The sequence below is a fragment of the Actinoallomurus sp. CA-150999 genome, assembly GCF_050942425.1.
Classification (GTDB): Bacteria; Actinomycetota; Actinomycetes; order Streptosporangiales; family Streptosporangiaceae; genus Actinoallomurus.
On the sequence record NZ_CP192063.1, the window covers coordinates 6496254 to 6516764 of the forward strand.

Annotated in this window: 18 protein-coding genes; 12 read left to right on the forward strand and 6 right to left on the reverse strand. The window is 72.1% G+C overall.

Annotation, left to right across the window (positions count from 1 at the left end; translation table 11 throughout):
• Positions 1-39 precede the first annotated feature (39 nt).
• Together ACQP2O_RS30105 and ACQP2O_RS30110 are read right to left on the reverse strand one after the other, a co-directional pair.
• Positions 40-693 carry an RICIN domain-containing protein gene (locus ACQP2O_RS30105; protein WP_433170860.1) on the reverse strand — a complete coding sequence of 218 codons (654 nt, stop codon included), beginning with the start codon at positions 691-693 and terminating at the stop codon, positions 40-42.
• A 482-nt stretch (positions 694-1175) separates the two neighbouring features.
• On the reverse strand, positions 1176-1586 hold the full coding sequence (locus ACQP2O_RS30110) for a hypothetical protein (RefSeq protein ID WP_433170862.1): 411 nt from the start codon (positions 1584-1586) through the stop codon (positions 1176-1178).
• 660 nt (positions 1587-2246) lie between these two features.
• Between ACQP2O_RS30110 and ACQP2O_RS30115 the strand changes: the two genes are divergently transcribed.
• Positions 2247-2714, forward strand: coding sequence for a hypothetical protein (locus tag ACQP2O_RS30115; protein WP_433170864.1), 468 nt, complete (start codon positions 2247-2249; stop codon positions 2712-2714).
• A gap of 106 nt (positions 2715-2820) precedes the next feature.
• Entirely contained in the window at positions 2821-4041 is a 1221-nt protein-coding gene (locus ACQP2O_RS30120; RefSeq protein WP_433170866.1) for a dipeptidase, read from the forward strand.
• Between the two features lie 73 nt (positions 4042-4114).
• On the opposite strand, the gene ACQP2O_RS30125 is transcribed toward ACQP2O_RS30120, so the two are convergent.
• Positions 4115-4984 (reverse strand): PaaX family transcriptional regulator, encoded by an 870-nt coding sequence (locus ACQP2O_RS30125; RefSeq protein ID WP_433170868.1) that lies wholly within the window; start codon positions 4982-4984, stop codon positions 4115-4117.
• 144 nt (positions 4985-5128) lie between these two features.
• On the opposite strand from ACQP2O_RS30125, the gene ACQP2O_RS30130 reads away from it, so the two are divergent.
• Genes ACQP2O_RS30130 through ACQP2O_RS30150 form a run of 5 tightly spaced genes read left to right on the forward strand, consistent with a single transcriptional unit; the run spans position 5129 to position 9788 of the window.
• The gene (locus ACQP2O_RS30130; protein ID WP_433170870.1) at positions 5129-6031 is read left to right on the forward strand and encodes an SDR family oxidoreductase; all 903 of its coding nucleotides are present in this window, start codon (positions 5129-5131) and stop codon (positions 6029-6031) included.
• A 16-nt stretch (positions 6032-6047) separates the two neighbouring features.
• Entirely contained in the window at positions 6048-6920 is an 873-nt protein-coding gene (locus ACQP2O_RS30135) for an amidohydrolase family protein (protein WP_433170872.1), read from the forward strand.
• Between the two features lie 44 nt (positions 6921-6964).
• Positions 6965-8527, forward strand: a complete 1563-nt coding sequence (locus tag ACQP2O_RS30140) for an acyl-CoA synthetase (RefSeq protein ID WP_433170874.1) — start codon at positions 6965-6967, stop codon at positions 8525-8527.
• Positions 8524-8982, forward strand: coding sequence for a MaoC family dehydratase (locus ACQP2O_RS30145; protein WP_360884010.1), 459 nt, complete (start codon positions 8524-8526; stop codon positions 8980-8982). The genes ACQP2O_RS30140 and ACQP2O_RS30145 overlap by 4 nt, the downstream gene beginning before the upstream one ends.
• Positions 8983-8993: 11 nt before the next feature.
• A complete protein-coding gene (locus ACQP2O_RS30150; RefSeq protein WP_433170876.1) occupies positions 8994-9788 on the forward strand; it encodes an IclR family transcriptional regulator in 795 nt (264 codons plus the stop codon).
• A gap of 12 nt (positions 9789-9800) precedes the next feature.
• Here the strand turns inward: ACQP2O_RS30150 and ACQP2O_RS30155 are convergent, their stop codons facing one another.
• The 3 genes from ACQP2O_RS30155 to ACQP2O_RS30165 all read right to left on the reverse strand — a co-directional run bounded on the left by ACQP2O_RS30155 (position 9801) and on the right by ACQP2O_RS30165 (position 14160).
• The gene (locus tag ACQP2O_RS30155) at positions 9801-10457 is read right to left on the reverse strand and encodes a response regulator (RefSeq protein ID WP_433170878.1); all 657 of its coding nucleotides are present in this window, start codon (positions 10455-10457) and stop codon (positions 9801-9803) included.
• Positions 10454-11818, reverse strand: a complete 1365-nt coding sequence (locus ACQP2O_RS30160) for a sensor histidine kinase (RefSeq protein ID WP_433170880.1) — start codon at positions 11816-11818, stop codon at positions 10454-10456. Before ACQP2O_RS30160 ends, ACQP2O_RS30155 begins: the two co-directional genes overlap by 4 nt.
• A gap of 122 nt (positions 11819-11940) precedes the next feature.
• The gene (locus ACQP2O_RS30165) at positions 11941-14160 is read right to left on the reverse strand and encodes an MMPL family transporter (RefSeq protein WP_433170882.1); all 2220 of its coding nucleotides are present in this window, start codon (positions 14158-14160) and stop codon (positions 11941-11943) included.
• Positions 14161-14413: 253 nt separating this feature from the next.
• Here ACQP2O_RS30165 and ACQP2O_RS30170 point away from each other — a divergent pair, with 253 nt between their 5' ends.
• The 5 genes from ACQP2O_RS30170 (at position 14414) to ACQP2O_RS30190 (ending at position 20487) form a co-directional block, all read left to right on the forward strand.
• On the forward strand, positions 14414-15469 hold the full coding sequence (locus ACQP2O_RS30170) for a Rieske 2Fe-2S domain-containing protein (RefSeq protein WP_433170884.1): 1056 nt from the start codon (positions 14414-14416) through the stop codon (positions 15467-15469).
• Positions 15466-15690 carry a hypothetical protein gene (locus tag ACQP2O_RS30175; protein ID WP_433170886.1) on the forward strand — a complete coding sequence of 75 codons (225 nt, stop codon included), beginning with the start codon at positions 15466-15468 and terminating at the stop codon, positions 15688-15690. Before ACQP2O_RS30170 ends, ACQP2O_RS30175 begins: the two co-directional genes overlap by 4 nt.
• A 235-nt stretch (positions 15691-15925) precedes the next feature.
• The gene (locus ACQP2O_RS30180) at positions 15926-16882 is read left to right on the forward strand and encodes a PDR/VanB family oxidoreductase (RefSeq protein ID WP_433170888.1); all 957 of its coding nucleotides are present in this window, start codon (positions 15926-15928) and stop codon (positions 16880-16882) included.
• Positions 16883-17337: 455 nt separating this feature from the next.
• Positions 17338-18699 carry a hypothetical protein gene (locus tag ACQP2O_RS30185; protein WP_433170890.1) on the forward strand — a complete coding sequence of 454 codons (1362 nt, stop codon included), beginning with the start codon at positions 17338-17340 and terminating at the stop codon, positions 18697-18699.
• A 204-nt stretch (positions 18700-18903) separates the two neighbouring features.
• On the forward strand, positions 18904-20487 hold the full coding sequence (locus ACQP2O_RS30190; RefSeq protein WP_433170892.1) for an MFS transporter: 1584 nt from the start codon (positions 18904-18906) through the stop codon (positions 20485-20487).
• Positions 20488-20511 lie beyond the last annotated feature (24 nt).

Consider the following 20511-nt stretch of genomic DNA (forward strand, 5'->3'; position numbering starts at 1 on the left):
CGGTGACGGACCGCTCACGCTGCTACCGCGAGGCGGCGGCTAGAAGCCCTCGAACCACCACCACTGGTTCTTGTTGCCGCTGACGAAGTCCCACAGCTGAACCCTCGTACCGTTCGCGTTGATCGTGCCGAGATCGGCGTCGAGGTACCGGCTGCTGAATGAATTGACGATCCGCGAGTAGGAGCCGTAGTTGACGACCGGCCACCACTGGTTCTTGTTGCCGCTGACGAAGTCCCACAGCTGAACCTTGGTGCCGTTTCCGTTGATGGTGCCGAGATCCGCGTCCAGGAAACGCCCGCTATAGACATTCTGGAACCGGATATAGGTGCCATAGCCCCATGCGTACCACCACTGGTTCCTGTTGGCGGCGATACAGTCCCACAGCTGAACCTTGGTGCCGTTTCCGTTGATGGTGCCCAGGTCCGCGTCGAGGCACCGGTTGTTGTAGGAGCTGTGAATCCGGAACCGGCCGAGATAGGTGGGCTGCTGAGCGCGCTCCGCGCCCCCGGTCCGCGCCCGCTGGGCGTCGGCGAGACGGACGTGCCCGTCCGCACGCCGGGCGTCGGGCGGCGCGGTGACCGTCGAGGGGGCGTCGTGCCCATCCGTCGTCGTCGCGGCGTCGCCGCCTCGCGCGAATCCGATCGTCCCGCAGCACAACAGGGCCACCACGCCCACGGCAACGCGGATCTTCATTCTCGTCCCCATTTCCCATCGTGCGGCGATTTCGTGTCGTCTCGCGATGGATGTAGCCGGATATGAGCCGCCTTCAGGACAGGGCGCCACGCACGGCGATAAAGCATTCCACCGCGCATCGCCCCACCCGGATAGGCCGATCGAAAGCTACCGCGCGTTCCATTGGATTCGCCAGCGACGGCCGTTCAGGAAATGCCAAAATGACGGTGAAGTCGACATGCGAATGCGGCCGGAATAAAGCCGCATTTCCCCAAAGCGCCCTTGGATGACCACAAAAGGAATCTCGCGTCGCAGATCACCGGCACCGGGTGGCGGTCTGCCGCAAATGCTCGCGCCCGACGGCCGGGGGCATGCTGAGCCGACGGGCCGTCGGGCGCGGGGTGTCGCAAAGGAGGACGCGGATTACGGGTACGTGCGCATGAGCCGGGATCTCAGTCCACTGGACGCCGCCCCGCACCGGCTCCGCTGAGCCGACCGAGAGTTCACTTCAGGATGTACTCGGGGATGCCGATCCACTTGCCGTTCCACTTGGCGCCGCCCGCGATGACGGTGTTCTTCGGGTACGTCTTCTTCACCTGGAACTGCCAGGCGCAGATGGTGGCACCGCCCTGGTCGCAGAGCCGGTTGTGGGTCTTGGTGCCGCCCCTTGACGTGGTGTACTCCAGCTTGACCGTGCCCATCAGAGGGCCCAGCACCTGAACGGTCGCGGCGTAGACATGCCGGCCCTTGCGGTGCACGATCAGCTCGACATGGCCGTTCTTGGCGACGTTGATGGTCATCGGCTCGATCGTCTGCCCGCCGTTCGGCGTCGCGGCGTTCGCGGTCACCGGTGCGAGCGCGACCAGGCCGGTCGCCAGGACCGCTGCCCTCGCCGTGAGCTTGCGGATGCGCATCTCCAACACCTTTCGTTCGGAAGCCGCCCCCCTCCGACGCGGCAAGTCTCGCAACCAAGATCGTTTTTTACAAGATCACAACTAACGTTTGTTTGCTCTTAAGCCGCGACCGGTTGCGGATGTCACCTGAGAGCAGCGGAGACACCGAGTGATCCCACCCGCATCCAATGCGTGGATGGCGCTGCGCCGCTTGGGCTGGGGTGTGGGAGTCCCTGAAGGGGGCCAAGGTCAATGACCGAATCGTGCGGATGGCTCAAGAACAAGCCGGACGGATCCTGCGTGGTGCGCAGCACCGCGCCGAGACGGTCGCCGGGGTCCTGGCGACCTGGCCCGCCGCCCCGGCCAAGCGCACCGTGGCCGAGTGGGACGCCGTACGCGAGGCGATCCCCAACGGCCGGTCCCTGCCCAGCGGTGTGATCAGAGCGCGCACCAGGCAGATCACCGCGCTCCTCGCCCGGAATGAGCGGTTTCCGGTCGATGTGTTCGACCTGGAGGAGGTGCCGCGCGTGGCGCCGATGCTGGTGCTGGCCGCGGTCGACCGGCAGCAGGCCACCCTGGAACGCGCCGAAGACGACCCAGCCAGGGGGGCATGCCGTTTGCACGCCGACGGTACCATCACCGCACTCGGGGCAGGGGTGATGTTCCGCGCCGCTGGGGTGGATGGCCCGCCAGCGCCGGCTACGCCGCCACGGCGAACACCTGCACGCCAAAACCGACACCTACGAACGCCTCATCGGCAGCGGCCAAGGCCACCACCTGGCCGACAAGCACGCCGTACTGACGGCCGAACGCCAGCACGTGGCCGAGCGCCGGTCGGGCCTAAACTGCGCGCCGGCCTGGGCGGCGGCGCGCTGGACGGTGGATCAGGCGATCGCTGCGCGGGCGAGTGTGATCTATGTGGAGGATCTGCGGTCGATGGAGGCCAAAGGCATGGGCCGCACCCTCACACTGCCCGCAGTGCCTGCTGCCGCTACGGCACTGCAAGGCACCCGACCGGCCCACCACACCCGGGCGGAAATGGGCGATCTGCCCCGACCCCGACCCCGACTGTGGCTGGCAGGGCGACCACGGCGCATGGCGCCGCATCGCCGCCCGCGGCCTCACCCACCAGCACAACACCACCGTTGACTGTGCCACCGGCCACCAAATATTGACTACGGATCCCTAAGCTGATCAGAGACGCTGGGAGCAGTACTTAACGATCACCCGAGCACAGTGAGGGCGCAGGACAGCAATGACTTATGTCGCCGATCCGGTCTTGGTGGAACGCGCTCGCGCGCTGCTGGCCGAACACCCCGTGGTGGACGGTCACAACGACCTTCCGTGGGCGCTGCGCGAGCAGGTCGCGTACGACCTGGACCGCCGTGACGTCGCGGTCGACCAGTCGGCCTTCCTGCACACCGACCTGCCCCGGATGCGCGCGGGCGGGGTGGGGGCGCAGTTCTGGTCGGTGTACGTGCCGTCGGAGCTGGCGGGCGACGCGGCGGTCAGCGCCACGCTGGAGCAGATCGACTGTGTCCGGGCGCTGGTGGAGCGTTATCCCGATCAGCTGCGGCTCGCCCTCACCGCCGACGACGTGGAGGCGGCCCGGGCGGAGGGACGCATCGCCTCGCTGCTGGGCGCGGAGGGCGGGCACTCGATCGCCTGTTCTCTGGCGACGCTTCGGGCGCTGTACGCGCTGGGCGTCCGGTACATGACGCTCACCCACAACGACAACACCCCCTGGGCGGACTCGGCCACCGACGAACCGGCCGCGCACGGCCTCACCGCGTTCGGCGAGGAGGTCGTGCGGGAGATGAACCGGCTCGGCATGCTGGTGGACCTGTCCCACGTGTCCGCCGACACGATGCGGGACGCCCTGCGGGTCAGCCGGGCGCCGGTCGTCTTCTCGCACTCCTCCTCACGAGCGGTGTGCGACCATCCGCGCAACATCCCCGACGACGTGCTGGAGCGGCTGCCCGCGAACGGCGGCGTGGCGATGGCGACGTTCGTGCCGAAGTTCGTGCTGCCCGAGGCCATCGCGTGGACGCGCGCGGCGGACGAGAACATGCGCGCGCAGGGCCTGCACCCGCTGGACACGACGCCGGAGGCGATGGAGGTGCAGCGGGCGTACGAGGCTGCGCATCCGCGGCCGGTCGCGACGGCCGCGACCGTGGCCGACCACCTGGACCACATGCGCGAGGTGGCGGGGATCGACCACATCGGCATCGGCGGCGACTATGACGGCACCGCGTTCACTCCGGCCGGGCTGGAGGACGTGTCCGGCTATCCGAACCTCATCGCCGAGCTCCTGGGCCGCGGCTGGAGCGAGCCCGACATCGCCAAGCTGACCTGGCAGAACGCCGTACGCGTGCTGCGCGACGCCGAGGACGTGGCCCGTGGGCTGCGCGCCGCCGAGCGGCCCTCGATCATGCGGATCGCGGATGTCGAGCCGCCCCAGGACGCCGCCCGCTGACGCCTGGGGCGTGTCCGGTGGGTCTTGTTCGTCGCCGAACGAAGATCCACCGGACACGGCCCAGGACCGGAGCTCAGTTCAGGGCGACGACGTCGAGGATCTCGGCGGCGCGGGCGCGGGCCGGCTCCTCGTAGCGGTGGGCGAGGGAGTGGAAGACCTTCTCGGCGCGGACGGCGGGCCAGTCGGCGGGCAGGTGCTCGGCGGGCAGGTGGGGGTCGCGGCGGACGAGGTCGAGCCAGTCGGTGTGCAGCAGCAGCTGGCGGGCGAGGTCGTCGGCCTCGGTGGCGGGTTCCGGCCGGTCCCATCGGGACAGGAACGCCTGGTAACGGCGGGCGATGCCGGCCACGTCGAAGGCGGCGTCGATGAGGCGCGCGGCCTCGGTGGGCGCGACGGCGGTGCCCTGGAACGCCTTCAGGTGAGCGTCGAGGCCGAGACCTTCGACCAGGGCGGCGACGTCGACCCGGCCGGGCGCGGCCCACATGCCGCTCTGCAGCGGTCCGAACCCGCCCCACAGCAGGCGTGAGCGCAGGTCGTGCCGCTCCCGGCGCCAGGAGTCGGGCAGGGAGAACCCGACGACCGTCCAGGTGCCGTCCCACGCGCGGTTGACGGCGCCGGTCTGCCACACGCGCCGATGCCCGTCGCGCAGCACCTCGACGGCGCGCGGCGTGAGCCCGAAGTACATCTTGCGGCCGCGCCGGTGGCGCTCGAGGAGGTCGCGCCGGACCATCCGGGTGAGCGTCGAACGTACGGCGTCCTCGCCGACCCCGGCGCGCGCCAGGACGTCGATGATGCTGGCGGACGACAGCGCGACCGGGCGCCCCAGCACGTGGATGCCGAAGAAGCTGAGCATCAGCGACTGCGGGCGCGGGGTGCTCTCCGCCACGTCGCCCCCGTCGAGGGCGGCCGAGGACATGTCGGGTTCGACCTGATCGGTACGGGTCACCAGCACAGCGTAAGGCGCTGGACGGCTCGGACGTGCGATGACGCGAGTAATCATTGGGCAACATATTGACGACCGTCTTATATCTGCCTAGCTTTGTCGTTGCCGGAGACACGTCTCCGGGCTCCGCGCGCGAAAGGACTCCTGATGGATCTCACCGGCAAGGTCGCCGTCGTCACCGGCGCCGGCCGCGGCCTCGGTCTCGCCTACGCCTCCGCGCTCGCCGCCGCCGGCGCCGCCGTGGTGGTCAACGACGTGGACGCCGACGCCGCCGAGGCGGCGGTCAAGGAGATCACCGAGGCCGGCGGCCGGGCCGTCGCCGAGGTGCGCCCGGTCGGCACCACCGAGACCGCCGAGGCCCTGGTCGCCCGAGCCGTGGACGAGTTCGGCCGGCTGGACGTGATGGTCACCAACGCGGGCGTGTTGCGCGACCGGGTGCTGTGGAAGATGTCGGACGAGGACTTCGACACCGTGCTCCAGGTGCACCTGCGCGGGACGTTCACCTGTGTCCGCGCCGCGGCCGTGCGCATGCGGGAGCAGGGCGAAGGCGGGCGGATCATCGTCGCCGGCTCCCCTGCCGGGCAGCGCGGCAACTTCGGCCAGACCAACTACGCCGCGGCCAAGGCCGGCATCGCCGCAATGGTGCGCACCTGGGCGATGGAGCTCGCCCGGGCCGGCATCACCGCGAACGCCGTGATCCCCAACGCGGCCACCGCCATGACCCGGACCATCCCGGCGTTCGCCCCGCACGTCGAGGCGTACGAGAACAACGGCACGCCGCTGCCGGACGCGCTGCGCAAGGGGTACGCGTTCGGCACGCCCGAGGACTGCGCCGGGCTGGTCGTCTACCTCGCCTCGGACGCCTCCAAGGACGTCACCGGGCAGTGCGTCGGCATCGGCGGCGACAAGCTCTCGCTGTGGTCCCACCCGCAGGAGATCAGCGCCGCCTACACCGACGGCGGCTGGACCGCCGACGCGATCGCGGCCGCCTGGCCCGTGTCGGTCGGGCAGCACCCGGAGACGTACGGCATCCCGGCGCCGACGCTGTGAGGGGCGGGACACGACGATGATCGACCTGGACGCCGTCACGGCGATCGACATGCACACGCACGCGGAGGTCTCCGAGCGCGGCGAGCACTCCCTGTCCGCCGACCTGGACGCCGCCGCCGGCGCGTACTTCAAGACCGAGCACCGCCACCCGACGCTGACCGAGATCGCCGCGTACTACCGGGAGCGGCGGATGGCGGCCGTGGTGTTCACCGTGGACGCCGAATCCGCCACCGGCCACCCGCCCGTGCCGAACGAGGAGGTCGCCGAGGCCGCCCGCGCCAACCCGGACGTCATCATCCCCTTCGCGAGCGTCGACCCGGCCCGCGGCAAGGCCGGCGCCCGCGAGGTGCGGCGGCTGGTCGAGGAGTACGGCGTGCGGGGCTTCAAGTTCCACCCCAACGTGCAGGCGTTCCATCCGAACGACCGCCGGGCGTACGTTCTGTACGAGGTGATGGAGGAGCTCGGAGTGCCCGCCGTCTTCCACACCGGGCAGACGGGCATCGGCGCGGGAGCGCCGGGCGGGGGCGGCATCCGGCTGAAGTACTCGAACCCGATGGAGGTGGACGACGTGGCCGTCGACTTCCCCGGGCTGACCATCATCCTCGCCCACCCGTCGTTCCCGTGGCAGGACGAGGCCCTGGCTGTCGCCACGCACAAGCCGAAGGTCTACATCGACCTGTCCGGCTGGTCGCCGAAGTACTTCCCGCCGCAGCTCGTGCAGTACGCCAACACGCTGCTGAAGGACAAGGTCCTCTTCGGCTCCGACTACCCGATGATCAGCCCCGATCGCTGGCTGGCGGACTTCGCCAAGCTGCCGATCAAAGACGAGGTCCGCCCCAAGATCCTCAAGGAGAACGCCGCCCGGCTCCTGGGACTCCGCAAGGACTGACCGGGGCGAAGCTCCCGATCCGCGTCGGGCGAGAGGAGCCCTCCATGCGCAACCAAGGCATCGGCTCGTGGACCGCGCGCCGGGCCCGAAAGACCCCGGACCGGACGGCGCTGGTCTTCGGCGACCGCGCCACGAGCTACGCCGCGCTGCACGAGCGCGCCACGCGCCTGGCGCACGTCCTGCGGGCGCGGGGCGTGCGGCGCGGTGACCGTGTCGCCTACCTGGGCCCCAACCATCCGGCGTACCTGGAGACGCTGTTCGCCACCGGCATCCTCGGGGGCGTCTTCGTGCCGCTCAACAGCCGCCTGGCCGACCCGGAGCTGGTCTACCAGATCACCGACTCCGGCAGTTCGGTGCTCGTGCACGCCGGCCGCGGCGCCGAGACCCTGCGCGCCGTCCACGCGGAGGCCGTCCCGCGCGCGAGCCTCGCCGTCGGCGACCCGGTGCACCCGGCGGACCTGCCGTACGACGCGCTGGTCGACGGCGCGCCGGCCGACCCGGTCGACGAGGAGGTCGGCCTCGGCGACCCCTGCCTGATCATGTACACCTCGGGGACGACCGGGCGCCCGAAGGGCGCCGTGCTCACCCACGGCAACATCACCTGGAACAGCGTCAACGTCCTGGTCGACGTCGACCTGGCCGGCGACGAGGTGATGCTGGTCAGCGCGCCCCTGTTCCACACCGCCGCGCTCAACATGACCTGCCTGCCGACGGTCCTGAAGGGCGGCACGGTCGTGCTGGAGCAGTCCTTCGACGCGGCGCGGACCCTCGAGCTGATCGCGCGGCACCGCGTCACCTGCCTGTTCGGCGTGCCCGCGATGTACGACCAGATCGCCGCCGACCCCGGGTTCGCCGGCGCCGATCTGTCCAGCGTGCGGTCGCTGCTGTGCGGGGGCGCGCCCGTGCCGGCCCGGACCATCCGCGCCTACCTGGACCGGGGGCTCGCCTTCGTCCAGGGCTACGGGATGACCGAGACGTCCCCCGGCGTGCTGCTCCTCGACCGGGCCGACTCGCTGACCAAGGCGGGGTCGGCCGGGGTGCCGCACTTCTTCACCGACGTGCGCCTCGTCGATCCGCTCGGCGGGGACGTTCCGCCCGGCGAGCGCGGCGAGGTGCTGGTCCACGGGCCGAACGTCACCTCGGGGTACTGGGGCCTGCCCCAGGCGACCGCCGAGTCGATCAGCGACGGCTGGTTCCACACCGGCGACGTCGCGCGCGCCGACGAGGACGGTTACGTCACGATCGTCGACCGGCTCAAGGACGTGATCATCTCCGGCGGGGAGAACATCTATCCCGCCGAGGTGGAGGACGTCCTGCTCGAGCACCCGGCGGTGCGCGACTGCGCCGTCATCGGCGTCACCGACGCCCGCTGGGGCGAGGTCGGCCGGGCCGTCGTCGTCCCCGAGCCGGGCGCGGCCCCGGACGAGAAGGAACTGCTCGCCCACCTGGAGGGCCGGCTGGCCCGCTACAAGATCCCGAAGTCGGTCGTGTTCGCCGACACGCTGCCGCGCACCCCCAGCGGCAAGCTGCTCAAGCCCGCGATCCGCTCCGCGCACGGCGGCCCCGACGGCGGGCCGGCGACGAGTCGAAAGGGAGGGACCCCGTGACCATCACCGTCAACGGCCTCGAAGAGATCAAGGCCCAGGCCGGCGCCGACCTGGGATACAGCCGGTGGATGGAGATCACCCAGGACCGGGTGAACACCTTCGCCGACGCGACCGACGACCACCAGTGGATCCACGTCGACGAGGAACGCGCCAAGGACGGGCCGTTCGGAGGCACGATCGCGCACGGCTACCTGACCCTGTCGCTGCTCATCCCCCTCTGGAGCGAACTGCTGGAGGTCACCGGCGTCAGGATGGCCGTGAACCTCGGCCTGAACCGAGTCCGCTTCCCCTCCCCCGTCCCCGTCGGCTCGAAGATCCGGGCGCACGGCGCGATAGCCTCGGTCACCGAGGTGAAGGGCGGCGGTGTGGAGGTGGTCGTGGACCTCACGGTCGAGATCGACGGGGCCGACAAGCCCGCGTGCGTCGCCCAAGCGGTCTACCGCTTCTACGGCTGACGGGGCCCGTCATGCCAGCGGACTTCGGCCGGACGTCGGTCGCCGACCGGCTGCTCGGCGTCCTCGACGCCTTCACGGCCGACCGGCCCGCGCTGTCGCTCAGCGACATCGCCCGCCGCGCCGGCCTGCCTCTGGCCACCGCGCACCGTCTCGTGGCCAGGCTCGTCGCCTGGGGAGCCCTGGAGCGCGACGCCGACGGCTGCTACCACATCGGGCTGCGGCTGCTGGAGGTCGCGTCGCTGGCCCCACGCGGCCTCGCGCTCCGGGAGACGGCGATGCCGTACCTGGAGGACCTGTACGAGGCGACCCACGAGAACGTCCACCTCGCGGTGCGCGACGGACTGGACGCGGTGTACGTCGAGCGCATCTCGGCGCGCTCGGCCGTCCGGGTGCTCAGCCGGGTCGGGGCTCGCTGGCCTCTGCACGCCACGGCGGTCGGGCTGGTGCTGCTGGCGTACGGCGACCGGGCGCTCCAGGAGACGGTGTGCTCGGGGCAGTTGCGCGCCTTCACCCCGCACACCGTCACCGATCCGGCGGTGCTGCGCCGCGTGCTGGCCGAGGTTCGGCGCTGCGGCTGCGCGGTGAGCGACCGCCAGATCACCGAGGACGCCATCTCCCTCGCCGCGCCCGTACGGGGAGCCGGCGGGGACGTGGTGGCCGCGGTGTCCGTCGTGGTGGACGTCGAGGACGCGCGGGTCCCCGCGCTGACGGCCACCGTCCAGGTCGCCGCGGGCGGAATCTCGCGTGCGCTCGGATGGAGCCCCGGGAAGGACCGCTCAAGCCGCAGGAGCATCGCGGCCCCCTGAGCCAACGCCTGCTCAGGCCGGCCGGACCAGGCCGGTGTCGTACGCGAAGATCACCGCCTGGACCCGGTCGCGGACGCCGATCTTCGTGAGGATGCGGCTGACGTGAGACTTGACGGTGGTCTCGGCGACGTGGAGGCGGGCGGCGATCTCGGCGTTGCTCAGGCCGGTCGCGATGGCGACGAGGACCTCGCGTTCCCGCTCGGTGAGACCGGACAGCCGGCGCTGCTGTACGGGGGTCTGGCCGGGGAGGCGGTCGGAGAAGGCGTCGATGAGCTTGCGGGTCAGGCCAGGGGCGATCACCGCGTCTCCGGCGGCCACGGCGCGGATGCCGAATACCAGTTCGTCGGGCTGCGCGTGCTTGAGGAGGAAGCCGCTGGCGCCGGCGCGCAGGGCGTTGTAGGCGTACTCGTCCTGGTCGAACGTGGTCAGCACCAGGACGCGGGAGCGTCCGCCGGACTCGACGATGCGGCGGGTGGCCTCGATGCCGTCCATCCCGGGCATGCGTACGTCCATCAGCACGACGTCGGGGCGCAGTTCGGCGGTCATCCGGACCGCCTCGGCGCCGTGGGCGGCTTCGCCCACGACCGTCATGTCGGGGTGCTGTTCGAGGATCATGCCGAAGCCGAGGCGTTGCAGGGCCTGGTCGTCGACGATGAGCACGGTGGTCATGCCGGGTGCTTCTCCGTGGTCGTGGCGGCCGCCGTGGGGGGCGGGGTGGCGGTGAGGAGGGCGCGGACGGTCCAGCCGCCGCGGTCGTTGGGGCCGGCGTCGAGGCTGCCGTCGTAGAGGGCGGCTCGTTCGCGCATGCCGACCAGGCCGTGACCGCTGCCGGGGCCTCCGCGGCCCGTCTTCGCGGTGGCGGGCGGGCCGGTGTCCTCCACGGTGACGCGGACCAGGTCCCCGTCGGCGATGACGGACACGGCGACCGTGGTGTCGGCGGCGGCGTGCTTGAGGGCGTTGGTGAGGGATTCCTGGACGATGCGGTACACCGCGAGTTGGAGGCCCTCGCCCAGGCGGGTGAGGCCGCCTTCGGCGTACAAGGTGGCGCTGCGTCCGGCCGTGCGCGCCCGCTCCAGCAGGCCGTCGAGGTCGGACAGACCGGGCTGGGGAGCGAGCGGGCTGCCGGAGCCCGCCGCGTCTGAGTCGCCGGGGTCGTCGATGACGGAGAGCAGGCGGGTCAGTTCGCCGAGGGCCCCGCGCCCGCTGTCGGCGATGATGCGCAGCGTCTCCGCGCCGCGCTTGGGTTTGGCCTCGGCGAGTCCGGAGGCGCCGTCGGCGAGGGTGACAATGACGGCGAGGGTGTGGCCGAGGATGTCGTGCATCTCGCGGGAGATGCGGGCACGCTCGGTGGCGGCGGCGAGCCGGGCCCGCTGGTCGCGGTCCTCCTCCAGATGGACCGCGTGCTCCTCCAGGGCCGCGACGTAGGCGTTCACCAGCTTGCCGGCCATGCCCAGCGCGCTGATCAGCAGCACGGCGGTCACCGACAGGAACGACAGGATCGTGGCCTGCGAAATGGCCCGCTCCGATTCGCTGGTCCAGAAGAAGACGCCGGACACCGCCGTCTGCACCAGGTTGATGGCGGCGCAGACGATCAGCTGGGCCGGGGTTCCGAAGCGGGCGACGTTGAACAGGGCCGCGAGCCGCGCGGCACCCACTCCCGGGATCACCGCGCCGATCGGGAGCGCTGCCGCAGTGACGGCCGACACGATGAGGTAGACCGGCACGGGCCACTGCCTGCGCCAGACCAACGGGAGTGCGCCGGCCACGCACAAGGCGAGCACCACCGCAAAACCGGGCCCGGAGCCGTACGCGGCGTCCGCCAGGGAGGGGACGCCGAGCAGGACACACACGCCCGGCACCCCCCAGCGCCGGACGCTCGGGTGGGCCTGGTCCTTCTGCCGTACCCGCGTCAGCCAGAGGAGCAGCTTGACGACCGTGCGGTGCTCGGCGGCGCCCAGCCGCGTATGGCCCATCAGGCTCTCGGGCTCGATCATGCGCGTCGGCGGCGGGTACGAGGTTCGTGCGGTCACGGTGGACGCCCTTCAGATGCAGGCGGGACCGCCCGCCGGATCCCCGTGGAGATGGGGCCGGCGGGCGGATTCGGCAGGTCAGGGCCCCAGGGCCGGTCTGTTGCGACTGTACGGCCGACCGGTCAGTCCGTGCGCACCGGCGCGGGGAACACCGGCTCCCGGGCCTCCTCGGTGGACGTCTCCAGCATGCGCTGCAGCTTCTCGCCCTCGACGTCCACATTGGGCAGGCCGCGGTCCAGCCATCGGGGCAGGGCCCAGGCCCGGCGGCCGAGCAGCGCCATGACGGCGGGCACGATGGTCATCCGGACGACCAGGGCGTCGAACAGGACCGCGGAGGCGAACCCCAGGCCCATCGACTTGATCAGCGGCACGTCGTCCAGGATGAATCCGGCGAACACCGAGATCATGATGACCGCGGCGGCCGTGACCACCCGGGCGGAGTGCCGGAAGCCCGCGATCACCGCCTCGGTCGGCTCGGCGCCGTGGACGTACTCCTCTCTCATCCGGGTCACCAGGAACACCTCGTAGTCCATGGCGAGCCCGAACACCACACCGATCAGGAAGATCGGCAGGAAGCTCACGACGGGTGCGGGCTGGTCGACGCCGAAGACATCCGACAGCCAGCCCCACTGGAAGATCGCGACGACGACGCCGAGCGTGGCGGCGACGCTGAGGAGGAAGCCGAGGGCGGCCTTGAGCGGGACCAGGATCGAGCGGAAGACGAGCAGGAGCAGGATCAGGGCGAGCCCGACGACCACCGCGAGGTACGGGATCAGGGCGGCGCCGAGTTTGGTGGAGACGTCGATGTTCACCGCGGTCAGACCGGTGACCATGAGGTCGGCACCGGTGTCCTTGTGCAGGCCGGCGCTGCGCTCGCGGATGCCGGAGACCAGGTCCTTGGTGTCCTGACTGGTCGGGGCGCTCTTCGGTACGGCGCTGAGGACGGCGACGTCGCCGCGCTGGTTGAAATTGGCCGGGCCGACGGTGGCGACGTCCGGCAGCCCGCGCAGCAGCGCGGCCGCGTCCTGGGCCGCGGCCTTCGGGTCGCCGCTCTTACGGCCGTCGACGACCACCGTGAGGGGGCCGTTGTAGCCCTTACCGAAGCCCTTGGAGATGGTGTCGTACGCGATCCGCTCGCTGCTGCCGGGCGCGGACATGCCGTCGTCGGGCAACGTCAGCCGCAGCGACATCGCCGGGAGGGCCAGGACGGCCAGGGCGGTGACCGAGATGGCCAGCACCTTCACCGGGTTGCGGGTGACGAACCTCGCCCAGCGCACGCCGAGCGCCTCGCCCTCGCCTCGCTCCAGCGCTCGCAGACGGGGGCTCTTGAGCCTGCCCTTCATGATCCTCGTGCCGACGAATCCCAGGACCGCGGGCAGCAGGGTCAGCGCGATGAGGACGGCGACCACGACCGCGAAGGCGGCGGCCAGGCCGATGGCGGTCAGATTCTGGATGCCGATGACGCTCAGGCCGGTCAGCGCGATGACCACGGTCAGCCCGGCGAAGACCACCGCCGAACCGGCCGTGCCCAGAGCCCGTCCGACGGCCTGCTCCGGATCGTGCCCGTCCCGGATCTCGCCGCGATAGCGGGAGACGATGAACAGGGCGTAGTCGATGGCCACCGCCAGGCCCAGCATCAGGGCCAGCGTCGAGGCGCTGGAGCTCATGTCGAAGACCGCGGTGGCCATCGTCAGCGCGAAGATCGCCATCCCCACCCCGAAGATCGCGGTGAGCAGCGGCAGTCCGGCCGCGAGCAGCGAGCCGAAGGTGATCACCAGTGTCACGGCGGCGACCGCGACACCGATGAGTTCGGCCGGTCCGGCTCCCGCACTGCCCTGTACGGCGTTGCCGCCCAGGTTCACCGCCAGGCCCGCCTTCCTGCCCTGGTCGACGACCTGGTGGAGGGCGTCCCGCGCCGCGCCGCTGACGTCGGACGAGCCGACCCTGTAGGTCACCTGGGTGTAGGCGATGCCGCCGGACTCGCTCACCAGGTGGTTCGCGTACGGGTCGGCGACGTTCGCCACCTGCGGCGCCGCCTTCAACTCGGCGATCAGCGACCGGACCTCGGCCTTGTAGGTGCCGGACGTCAGCGTCCGCCCGTCCGGTGCCTCGAACACCACCCGGGCCGTGGCACCGTCGGCGGAGGCCTGCGGGAACTCCTTGTGCAGCAGGTCGATCGCCTGCTGCGACTGCGTGCCGGGAAGGGTGAAGCCGTCCGTCGTCTTGCCGGAGACGGTGCTCGCGCCGACCCCCACGGCGGCCAGGATGCCTATCCAAAAGATCACGAAGAGTCGCCGTCGCCGGTAGGCGAGCCGGCCCAGCCGGTAAAGGAACGTGGCCACGGTTGTACTCCCACGAAAGAGAGGGTTGTGCTGAACAGGGCCGATGCGGCCCCGTTCAGCAAGCTAGGCGCGGTCGCGGGCGGCGCCGGGGCCCGAAGGAACACACTTCGCCGTCGGCGGAGCCATCCGAAAGTAGGAAGGGCCGTCATCCTTGAAGCGCATCGACGGCCTTTCACTGGATGGAAGGGGCATGGCGGCGACGGCTCTCTGGGGGCGACGCTGAGGCCACCTCCACCTGCGAAAAGAGGGGCCGATGACGTCTTTCGCGAGAAATCAGTGGTACGTCGCCGCGTACGGCCGGGAGGTCGGCCGTGACCTGCTGGCAAGGACGGTGCTCGGCGAGCCGCTGGTGCTCTACCGCACCGAGGCCGGCGACGTCGTGGCGCTCGCCGACCGGTGCGTGCACCGGAGGTTCCCCCTGTCGGAGAGCCGGCTCGACGGCGACCGGATCGTCTGCGGCTACCACGGCTTCACGTACGCGCCGGACGGCGGCTGCGTCTCCGTCCCCGGCCAGAAGCGAATTCCCCGCACCGCCCGGGTGCCCTCCTACCCCGTCGTCGAGCAGGACTCCTTCGTGTGGGTCTGGATCGGCGACCCCGCGCTCGCCGACCCCGCGGGCATCCCCCGGGCGCCCTGGCTCGCCGACCCGGAGTGGACGACGGTCAGCGGGATGGAGCCCCTGAACGCCCGGTACGGCCTGCTGGTCGACAACCTCCTCGACCTGTCCCACGAGACGTACCTGCACGGCGGCTACATCGGCACCCCCGAGGTCGCCGAGACGCCGATCACCACCGAGGTCGACGAGGCGGCCGGGATCGTCCGGGTCGGCCGGCACATGCACGGCGCCGCGTGCCCGCCCTTCTACTCCCGGTCCACCGGTGTCGAGGGCCGGATCGACCGGTTCCAGGACATCGAGTACCACGCACCCTGCCTGTACGTCCTGCACAGCCGGGTCGCGCCCACCGGCGTCACGCCGGGACCGGACGGCGACGACAGCGGCGCCTTCCACGTCGAGGTCGTCTACGCCATCACCCCGTCGACCGAGCACACCACGTACGACTTCTGGGCCGTCGCCCGCGACTTCGCCCGCGACGACGAGGAGGTCAGCGCCTTCCTGCGCGAGTCCAACCGCACGGTGGTGCTCCAGGACGTCGAGGCGCTCAACACCCTGGAGAAGGTCATCGCCGCCGAGCCCGACGGCTACCAGGAGCTCAGCATCAACATCGACACCGGCGGCCTGGCGGCCCGCCGGATCCTGGCACGCCTCGCCGCCGGTGAGGAGGCCCCGGCCGGGGCCGGCGCGCGATGACCGGCCCCGGCCCGCAGCCGTCCGGGCCCGTCTACCGCGTGCGCTGGCTGCCCGGCTCCGACACCCTGCTGGGCACCTGCCACTGCGGTGCCGAGCACACCGCCCAGGACCCCGTCGAGCTGTGGGACTGGCTGCTCGCACACCCCGCCGGACACCGTCGGCCGCCCGCGGCCGAGCCTCCCGGCGACCCCTCGCTCACCGCCGGCGCGGCGACCGGCTGAGACGCGCTCGTACGACACCGCGAGCGTCCGACACGCACGTAAGACCCCGAGCGTCCGAGCCGCCCGTGCGGCGCCGAGCGTCCGACGCGCCCGCACGGCCGCCGAATGCCGGACGCGCCCGCACGGCCCCCGAGCGTCCGAGGCGCCCGTACGGCCGCGAGTGCCTGAGACGCGCCCGTAAGGGACGCCGTCCGCGGAGGCGGCGTCCCGTAGACCGAGAAAGGCGGCATCGACCGTGAACAACGCCGGAGACGACACCGAGGTGGTCGTCGCCGGGCGGGACCATGCCGCCGACGGCGTGGTCCGCCTGACGCTCCGCCGGCCGGACGGCGGGCCACTGCCCGCCTGGGAGCCCGGCGCCCACATCGACCTGGTCCTGGCCGACGGCCTCGTCCGGCAGTACTCCCTGTGCGGATCGCCGGCGGACCGTACGGCCTGGCGGATCGCCGTACTCCGTGAGCCGGACGGCCGCGGCGGCTCCGCGTACGTCCACGACCGGCTCACCGAGGGCACCCGGCTCCCGGTGCGCGGCCCCCGGAACAACTTCGCCCTGCGGCCCGCCGACCGCTACCTGTTCGTCGCGGGCGGCATCGGGATCACGCCGCTGCTGCCGATGGTGGCGACCGCCGAGCGGGCCGGCGCGCGATGGCGACTGCTGTACGGCGGCCGAACGCGCGCGTCCATGGCCTTCCTCGACGAGCTCGCCGTCCATGGCGACGCGGTGAGCGTACGGCCGCAGGACGAGACGGGGCTGCTGGACCTGGACGCCTTCCTGGCCGATCCCGACGACCGCACCCTGGTGTACTGCTGCGGCCCCGAGCCGCTGCTGGCCGCCGTCGAGGAGCGGTGCCGCGCGGGATGGGCGCCAGGCGCCCTCCAGGTCGAGCGGTTCCGGCCGAAGGAGGAGACCGCTCCGGCGGAGAGGTCCTCGTTCGAGGTGGCGCTCGCCCGATCCGGACGGACGCTGACCGTGCCGCCGGACCGGAGCGTCCTGGACGTCGTCCGGTCCGCCGGGGTGGAGGTCCTCTTCTCCTGCACCGAGGGCACGTGCGGGACCTGCGAGACGGACGTGCTGGAGGGCGAGCCCGACCACCGCGACTCGGTGCTCACCGAGGAAGAGCGGGCGGGCGGCGAGACGATGATGATCTGCGTCTCCCGGTCGTGCGGCCCCCGCCTGGTCCTCGACCTGTGACGCGCCTCCCGGTCGGCCTGTGACGCCCGTCCCGATCCTCGGGCCTGTGACACGCCTCCCGATCCTCGGGCCTGTGACACGCCTCCCGATCCTCGGGCCTGTGACACGCCTCCCGATCCTCGGGCCTGTGACACGCCTCCCGATCCTCGGGCCTGTGACACGCCTCCCGATCCTCGGGCCTGTGACGCGCCTCCCGATCCTCGGGCCTGTGACGCGCCTCCCGGTCCTTGGCCTGTGACGCGCCTCCCGCGACGCGCCGCCGGGATGACCGACTGCGACACGTCCGCGTCCGCGGCCTGGCGCCGGCGCGCGCGGGGCCGCCCGGGCCGCTGAGCGGCGGACGGCTTCCACGATATTCGGCACAGTCTTGACGACGGTGAAAAAACAGCCATACATTCGTGCCGTTCCTCCGTGTGTCCCATGACACACATCTCTCCCGAGAACGGAGCGCTTCCGTGCCTCGACGCCCCCTCCGCATCCCCGCCGTCACCGCCGCTCTCGCCCTCGGCGCGGCCGCCCTGACCGGGGCCGCCTCCGCAGCCCCGACCACCGCCCCGTCCCACCTCGGCGGCACGCTCGCCGACGGCGCCACCTGGGTCGCCGACCTGCCCGCCCGCTGGAACGGCACGCTCCTGCTGTTCAGCCACGGCTACGGGCCGACGACGGCGCAGGACGCGCCCTCCGACGGCGCGCGCACGGCCCTCCTCGCCGAGGGCTACGCGCTCGCCGGCTCCTCCTACGATCCGCACGGCTCCTGGTGGGCGCTGAACAGCGCCGAACGCGACCAGTTCGCCACGCTGGACGCCTTCGCGCGTACGGTCGCGCGGCCCGCCCGGACCCTGTCGGTCGGGGAGTCGATGGGCGGGCTGGTCAACGCCCGCATCGCCCGGGACGGGGCCGGTCGCGTGGACGGCGCCCTCGGCCTGTGCGGGCTGGTGGCCGGCGGCGTCGACCTGGACGACTACCAGTACGACGCCGAGTACGCCATCGCCTCTCTGCTGCTGCCCGGCCAGGACGTCCCGCTCAGCGGGTTCGCCGACGCCGGCGCGGCCGCCGCGACCGCGCAGCGGCTGACCGCGGCCGTCACCGCAGCGCAGGCGACTCCCGCCGGGCGGGCCCGGATCGCACTCGCCGCCGCGTACCTCAACCAGACCGACTGGGCCCCGGGCCAGAACCCGCCGGCCGCCGACGACGCCGAGGGCCAGGAGGCGCAGCAGTACGCCTGGATGAGCCAGGGGCTGCTCGCGTTCATCGAGAACGGCCGCTGGTCGATCGAACAGTCGGCGGGCGGCAACACGTCGTTCAACGCCGGTGTCGACTACGCCGCGCTGCTGCGCCGGTCCGAGCACGCCGCCGAGGTGCGGGCCCTCTACCGCAAGTCCGGCCTGGACCTGCGCGCCGACCTGACGACGCTGACCCGGGGCGCGCACCAGCACGCCGACCCGCAGGCGCGGCGCGCGCTGCAGGCCACCTCCACCGCGGGCCAGGGCCTGGCGGTGCCGCTGCTCGGCCTGCACACCACCGCCGACCAACTGGTCCCCGTCGAGCAGGAGGCGGCGTTCGCCGCACGGGTCCGGGCGGCCGGCGACGGCGCCCGGCTCCGCCAGGCGTACATCGCCCGTCAGGGCCACTGCGCGTTCACCACCGCCGAGATGGTGGCGGGCGTGCACGCGATCGACCATCGCGTCGCCACCGGACGCTGGGACGACGTCGCCGAACCCGCCGCCCTGCAGCGCGCCGCGCTGGCGCTGAACCTCGACGGCGCCGCCTTCGTCCCCTACCGCCCCGGCCGCCTCGTCGGCGCCCGCGACCGCTGAGCCGCCGGTCCGACCGTCCCGTCGGCGTCCGGGGCACACGCACCTCGGGTGCGCTGTCTCCGGGCCGACCCACCTCGTCCGCGGTGGCCGAGCCGCCGCCCGACCCGCCATCTCGTCGGCGGCCGCCGAGCCGCCCCTATCCCGGCCGGGCGGACCGCCGCCGGACCGGGAGCCCGTCCCACCACTCTTCTCCCAGGAACCCTCATGTCGCTGCGCGAACACTCCGACCCGGGGCCGGCCAGGCTCCCCCTCGGCACACTCATCGCGGGCTGCCTCGCCGTCTGCCTCGCCCAGATCGCCCTCGCCATCCCGGCCACCCTCAACGGCCTGTTCCAGGAGGACCTGCACCCGATCGGTTCGCAGCTCACCTGGATCTCCGACGCCTTCCTGCTGCCCGTCTCCGTGCTCGAGCTGACCTTCGGCGTGCTCGGCGACCTCTTCGGCCGCAAGCGGCTGCTGGTCGGCGGCTCGGCGCTGATCGTCCTCGGTGAGATCGTCGCCGCCGCGAGCCACGGCGTCCACCTGCTCTGGGCCGGTCAGGCGATCGCCGGCCTCGGCGCGGCCGCGCTGTTCCCGACCTCGCTGGCGATGGTCGCCGCCGGGACCCGCACGCACCAGGCGCGGTCCCGCGCGATCGCGACGTGGGCGGCGGCGCTGTCCACCGGCGGATTCATCGCGCCGCTGCTCGGCGGCATCACCGGGAACTACGGCTCCTGGCGGTGGGCGTTCGTCGTCGTCACGCTGATCGCCGTCGTCAGCACCCTGGTCAGCCTGCTGCTGGCCGCCGACTCCAGCGCGCCGGAAGGACGCTCGCTCGACCTGGGCGGCCAGGTCACCATCGGCATCGGCCTGTTCGCGCTGCTGTACGCGGTCATCCAGGGGCCGACCGACGGCTGGGGCTCCGCGCCGGTGATCACGGCGTTCGTCATCGCGGCGGTCTTCGTCGTGCTGTTCATCGTGGCCGAGCGCCGAGCCCGTTCTCCCCTGCTGCGCCTGGAGCTGTTCACCAACCGGGCGTTCGCGATCGCGTCGTTCGTCGCCGTGGTCGGCATGTTCAGCTTCCTCGGCACCGCGTACGCGACGAGCATCCGGCTCGGCCCGATCCAGCACCAGAGCCCGCTGCGCTCGTCGGTCGCGTTCCTGCTGCTGAACGGCCTGGCGCTGGTCCTGCTCCCCGTCACGTCCCGCCTGCTGGAGCGGATGGCCGGCCGCTGGATCCTCACGGTCGGCCTGGCGCTGATGGCCGCCGGCGACTTCATCGCGGCGACACTGCCCGTCTCCGACCGGGCGCTGACCTCCCTGGTGCTGCCGCTCGGCCTCGTCGGCGTCGGCTTCGCGCTGACCGTCTCCTCCATCACCGCCACCGCCGTCAACACGGTGCCGATCCACTACGCCGGCATGGCCAGCGCGGCGACGAGCCTCCTGCGCGACTTCGGCTTCACGCTCGGCCCGGCGGTGATCGGCGCGGTCGCGCTGAGCCGGGCGGCGTCGCAGTTCACCACCGGGCTGGCCGCCTCGTCGCTGAGCCCGCAGGTCAAGGCCGCCGCCGGACACGTCGCCGCCGAAGGCGGCCCCCTCGCCGTGAACTCCGTCCCGCCGTCCTCGCCGCCGGGCGGCGCCGCGCCCATCGCCCTGGACGCCCTGGGCCACGGCTACACGATCGGCTACGTCGTCTGCGGCGCGGCGGCGCTGGTCTCCTGCCTGCTGGCGCTGCTCGCGCTGCACGGTCGCGAACAACACGCCGAGGCGGGCGAGATGCCGACGGCCGGGGCGACGGCGGCCACCTGACGCGGTCTCCCCCATCCGTCCGTG

What these genes read in the sequence shown, in the direction of transcription:
- ACQP2O_RS30105 (WP_433170860.1), bottom strand. Translation starts at nt 693, where the DNA reads ATGAAGATCCGCGTTGCCGTGGGCGTGGTGGCCCTGTTGTGCTGCGGG.
- ACQP2O_RS30110 (WP_433170862.1), bottom strand. Translation starts at nt 1,586, where the DNA reads ATGCGCATCCGCAAGCTCACGGCGAGGGCAGCGGTCCTGGCGACCGGC.
- ACQP2O_RS30115 (WP_433170864.1), top strand. Translation starts at nt 2,247, where the DNA reads ATGGCCCGCCAGCGCCGGCTACGCCGCCACGGCGAACACCTGCACGCC.
- ACQP2O_RS30120 (WP_433170866.1), top strand. Translation starts at nt 2,821, where the DNA reads ATGACTTATGTCGCCGATCCGGTCTTGGTGGAACGCGCTCGCGCGCTG.
- ACQP2O_RS30130 (WP_433170870.1), top strand. Translation starts at nt 5,129, where the DNA reads ATGGATCTCACCGGCAAGGTCGCCGTCGTCACCGGCGCCGGCCGCGGC.
- ACQP2O_RS30135 (WP_433170872.1), top strand. Translation starts at nt 6,048, where the DNA reads ATGATCGACCTGGACGCCGTCACGGCGATCGACATGCACACGCACGCG.
- ACQP2O_RS30140 (WP_433170874.1), top strand. Translation starts at nt 6,965, where the DNA reads ATGCGCAACCAAGGCATCGGCTCGTGGACCGCGCGCCGGGCCCGAAAG.
- ACQP2O_RS30150 (WP_433170876.1), top strand. Translation starts at nt 8,994, where the DNA reads ATGCCAGCGGACTTCGGCCGGACGTCGGTCGCCGACCGGCTGCTCGGC.
- ACQP2O_RS30155 (WP_433170878.1), bottom strand. Translation starts at nt 10,457, where the DNA reads ATGACCACCGTGCTCATCGTCGACGACCAGGCCCTGCAACGCCTCGGC.
- ACQP2O_RS30170 (WP_433170884.1), top strand. Translation starts at nt 14,414, where the DNA reads ATGACGTCTTTCGCGAGAAATCAGTGGTACGTCGCCGCGTACGGCCGG.
- ACQP2O_RS30175 (WP_433170886.1), top strand. Translation starts at nt 15,466, where the DNA reads ATGACCGGCCCCGGCCCGCAGCCGTCCGGGCCCGTCTACCGCGTGCGC.
- ACQP2O_RS30190 (WP_433170892.1), top strand. Translation starts at nt 18,904, where the DNA reads ATGTCGCTGCGCGAACACTCCGACCCGGGGCCGGCCAGGCTCCCCCTC.